Genomic DNA, 4,052 nt, shown 5'->3' on the forward strand with positions numbered 1-4,052 from the left:
ATCCGGAAAGGGCCCATGAGATAAAAAGGGCCCACCCGGCGACACGCCGGGCAGACACACTTTTTGCTACTTAACCCCTCAAGGCCAACTCTCCTTAGAATTTTGGACGTGGACCTTGAACTTTACGCGTTTATAAGCAGCATTAACTGCCAATTGGATATCTCTGGTCGCGCCCGAGAACGATAGCGTTGCCTTCCGATACTCGGCGACGGACAAGTCGTCCGGCGCGCCCCAGCAGTGCCGATGCTAGGCGATTGCGAGGGGCGGCACTTCAGTCTCCCCCTAGACGTTGAACTTGAAATCCACGACGTGTCGTTGCAAATTCACCTTCTCATTCGTGAAGCCGATGTAAGTGTAATCGCTTGGCGCGTAGCATTGGCGACATGCGCATTTTCACCGTGGGCCACTCCAACCTCGACTTCGAGGACTTCGCTGAAATGATCAAAGCTGCCAGTGTGACATCCATCGTGGATGTGCGCAAGCTGCCCGGGTCCAGGAAGTACCCGTGGTTCAACGACGACCACCTTGCCGAACACCTTCCCACATGTGGCATCACTTACAGCAGAAGCGAGGGCCTCACCGGGCGGCGCAACGTGTCCCACTCGGTGCCGTTTGAGGTTAACGGCAACTGGCGTAACCGCAGCTTCCACAATTACGCCGACCATGCGCTCGGCGAGGAGTTCTCGGACGCGCTCTCGCAGCTACGGGCGAACGCCGCCGAAACTCCCACCGCGATCATGTGCTCCGAGGCGGTGTGGTGGCGCTGCCACCGGCGTATCATCGCCGACCACCTCATCGCCCACGGTGACGAGGTTGGCCACATTATGGGCCTGGGTGCAGCCGAGGCGAAGGTAAGCGAGGCAACGCTCAACGACGGCGCAGTCATCGGCAACGATCTCCTCGTGCGCTACCCCGAGCGGGGCTAGCGCGTACACCAGAGGCCAGGGGGGTGCGGAAACTCGGACTACGACTCAGTCAGCCACGGCATCCTCCTCGGCCTGACCTCAGGCGCGACCTACGCCTTGCATTCATGGAGCGCCCGCCACCTTATAAGCAGCAGCATCGGAGGCACACCAGCGGACAGCACGCTCAAAGCCGACGCCGCCGTCATGTCCGCCGACACCCTGTTCAACACCATCCCCACCGGGATAGGCGTGGACGTCAACGTGAAGATCTTGGACAACTTCGCCACCCACCTCGCCCCCGCGTTGGGTTGGCAGCCGAACCACAAAAGCCCAGTTATCGGCTACCCCATCGACTAATTTCTGCAGGTCGCAAGCTCTTCGCTCCAACGTCAGTTCAGTGCGTGTTGAATATTTCAGTGAATACTGTATAGTTCAACACATGCTGACTATTGCTTCACGCCTCGACGTCATGAACCGGCTCGGCCGGGCTATGGCCGATCCGACGCGCTCCCGAATCCTGATGACCCTACTCGACGGCCCGAGCTACCCAGCCGTGCTTGCGCGCGACCTGGACCTGACCCGCTCGAACGTCTCGAACCACCTGACCTGCTTGCGCGACTGCGGCATCATCGTCGCCGAGCCGGAGGGCCGCAAGACACGCTACGAAATCGCCGATCCGCACCTCGCGACAGCGCTCAACGCACTAGTGAACGCGACGTTGGCTGTCGACGAAAACGCCCAGTGCATCGACCCTGAGTGCTCGGTGCCCGGCTGCGACGGAAAAGGAGCGGACGCATGAGTTCAGCATGTGGATGCGAACACGAACCAGCCACGGAGATCGAAGATCTCGATCGGCCATGGTGGAAGGACCCCGAGTTGCTACTGCCGATCTTCTCCGGCGTAGCCCTCTGCATAGGTCTGGCGCTGGACTGGTCCGGACTAGAGACACCCGCGACAGTTCTGTTCTGGATCGGCCTGCTGCTAGGGGCGTATACGTTCACGCCCGGCGCTATCCGGAACCTTGCCACGAAGCGCAAGCTCGGCATTGGTTTGCTGATGACGATCAGCGCGGTCGGCGCGGTAATCCTCGGTTACGTCGGAGAGGCGGCGGCGCTAGCGTTCCTGTACTCGATCTCCGAGGCGCTTGAAGACAAGGCGATGGACCGGGCCCAAGGCGGACTGCGGGCACTGTTGAAATTGGTACCGCAGACCGCGACGGTGCTGCGCGACGGTACGACGGCCGAGGTCGCAGCGAAGGACCTCGTGGTTGGCGAGCTGATGCTCGTGCGCCCCGGAGAGCGGATCGCCACGGATGGCATCATTCGGTCTGGACGTTCCAGCCTTGACACCTCAGCGATCACCGGAGAATCCATTCCGGAGGAGGTCGCACCCGGCGACGAGGTGGCCGCGGGAGCGATCAACTCCGCCGGTTCGCTGGAGGTCGAGACGACCGCAGCTGGAACGGACAACTCGCTGACCACACTCGTGGACCTGGTCGAGCAGGCGCAGGCGGAAAAGGGCGACCGCGCCCGGATCGCCGACCGGATTGCCCAACCCCTAGTGCCCGGAGTGATGATTTTGGCGGTGCTGGTCGGCGTGATTGGCTCGCTGCTGGGCGACCCCGAGACGTGGATCACCCGCGCGTTGGTGGTCCTGGTCGCAGCGTCGCCGTGCGCGCTGGCAATCTCCGTGCCGCTGACAGTCGTAGCCGCGATTGGCGCGGCCAGCCAGTTCGGCGTGGTCATCAAGTCCGGCGCGGCGTTCGAGCGGCTCGGTGGAATCCGTCACCTGGCGGTGGACAAGACCGGAACCCTTACCCGCAACCAGCCCGAGGTTACCGGCGTGGTTCCGGCAGACGGATTCGATCGGGCTCAGGTGCTTGCTTTCGCGGCGGCAGTTGAGCAGCAATCGACGCACCCCCTCGCCGCGGCGATCGCGGCAGCGGTGCCCGAAGCGCCCGCTGCCCAGGACATCAGCGAGGAAGCCGGACATGGCATCGGCGGCACTGTCGAAGGTCGACGGGTGCTGGTGGGCAGCCCCCGGTGGATCGACGCCGGGCCACTAAAGGCAGACGTTGAGCGCATGGAGTCCGAGGGCCAGACCTGTGTCCTTGTCACCGTCGATGACGCCCTTGCCGGGGCGATCGGGGTCCGCGACGAGCTGCGGCCCGAGGTGCCCGAAGCCGTGCAGACCCTGCACACTAACGATGTGGAAGTAAGCATGCTCACCGGCGACAACACTCGCACCGCCCGGGCGCTGGCTGAAATCGCCGGAATCGACGACGTGCGCGCCGAGCTGCGCCCGGAGGACAAGGTAAGCATCGTCGCCGAACTCTCCTCCAAGACGCCGACGGCGATGATCGGCGACGGCATCAACGACGCGCCGGCACTGGCGGGCGCAACGGTGGGCATTGCGATGGGAGCAACCGGCTCTGACGCCGCGATCGAGTCCGCTGACGTCGCCTTCACTGGCCACGACCTCCGGCTGATCCCGCAGGCGCTGCAGCACGCCCGCCGAGGCAGCAGGATCATCAACCAAAACATCGTGCTGTCTCTGGCCATCATCATCGTGTTGATGCCACTGGCGATCAGCGGTGTACTGGGCCTGGCCGCCGTCGTGCTGGTACACGAAGTCGCCGAGGTCATCGTGATTTTGAACGGCCTGCGGGCTGCGCAAGCGAAGCGCTGAGACACACCTTCGCCCAGCGCGCTGGCTCTCCAGCGCGGATTTTGAAAGGATCGAGCTGCTCAGGGACCAAGCGTCGTCTGGACGTGGTCGAGCTCGCGCACGTTATCGCAGATGGAGGATGTCCCCGAGATTCGGGACGGAACCGCCGCCGAGAATCCGGCGGCGGCTGCGTCGACGAACGAACGGACCGCGCTTCAACCTACCCCCCCCCAATAACGCGAAGCGTCATTAACGCCCGGCGTTAGACGTTGAACTTGAAGTCCACGGAGTGTCGTCGATAAATAACTATTCGATGCGCAAAGTACAACGAAATACCGCTAGAAACAGACAACATATGGGGGTGCACAGAAACACATATAGGTTCTGCGGAAAACCTATAGGGTGTGAGGTTACCCTCGTTTAGTGGACACCCAACTTGTACGGATGTTGTGTCCGTAGGAGAGGATGTTCATTGTGAGC

The 4,052-nt window shown here is 62.4% G+C and carries 4 protein-coding genes; all 4 read left to right on the plus strand.

The window, feature by feature from the left end:
- Positions 1-383 precede the first annotated feature (383 nt).
- Positions 384-926 carry a DUF488 domain-containing protein gene (locus QP413_RS09760; RefSeq protein WP_284781583.1) on the plus strand — a complete coding sequence of 181 codons (543 nt, stop codon included), beginning with the start codon at positions 384-386 and terminating at the stop codon, positions 924-926.
- A 96-nt stretch (positions 927-1,022) separates the two neighbouring features.
- A complete protein-coding gene (locus tag QP413_RS09765; protein ID WP_070757483.1) occupies positions 1,023-1,262 on the plus strand; it encodes a hypothetical protein in 240 nt (79 codons plus the stop codon).
- An 82-nt stretch (positions 1,263-1,344) separates the two neighbouring features.
- Positions 1,345-1,704 carry a metalloregulator ArsR/SmtB family transcription factor gene (locus QP413_RS09770; protein ID WP_284781584.1) on the plus strand — a complete coding sequence of 120 codons (360 nt, stop codon included), beginning with the start codon at positions 1,345-1,347 and terminating at the stop codon, positions 1,702-1,704.
- The gene (locus QP413_RS09775; protein WP_284781585.1) at positions 1,701-3,593 is read left to right on the plus strand and encodes a cation-translocating P-type ATPase; all 1,893 of its coding nucleotides are present in this window, start codon (positions 1,701-1,703) and stop codon (positions 3,591-3,593) included. The genes QP413_RS09770 and QP413_RS09775 overlap by 4 nt, the downstream gene beginning before the upstream one ends.
- Positions 3,594-4,052: the final 459 nt, after the last annotated feature.

Source organism: Corynebacterium sp. UMB4614, from assembly GCF_030217065.1.
GTDB lineage: Bacteria > Actinomycetota > Actinomycetes > Mycobacteriales > Mycobacteriaceae > Corynebacterium.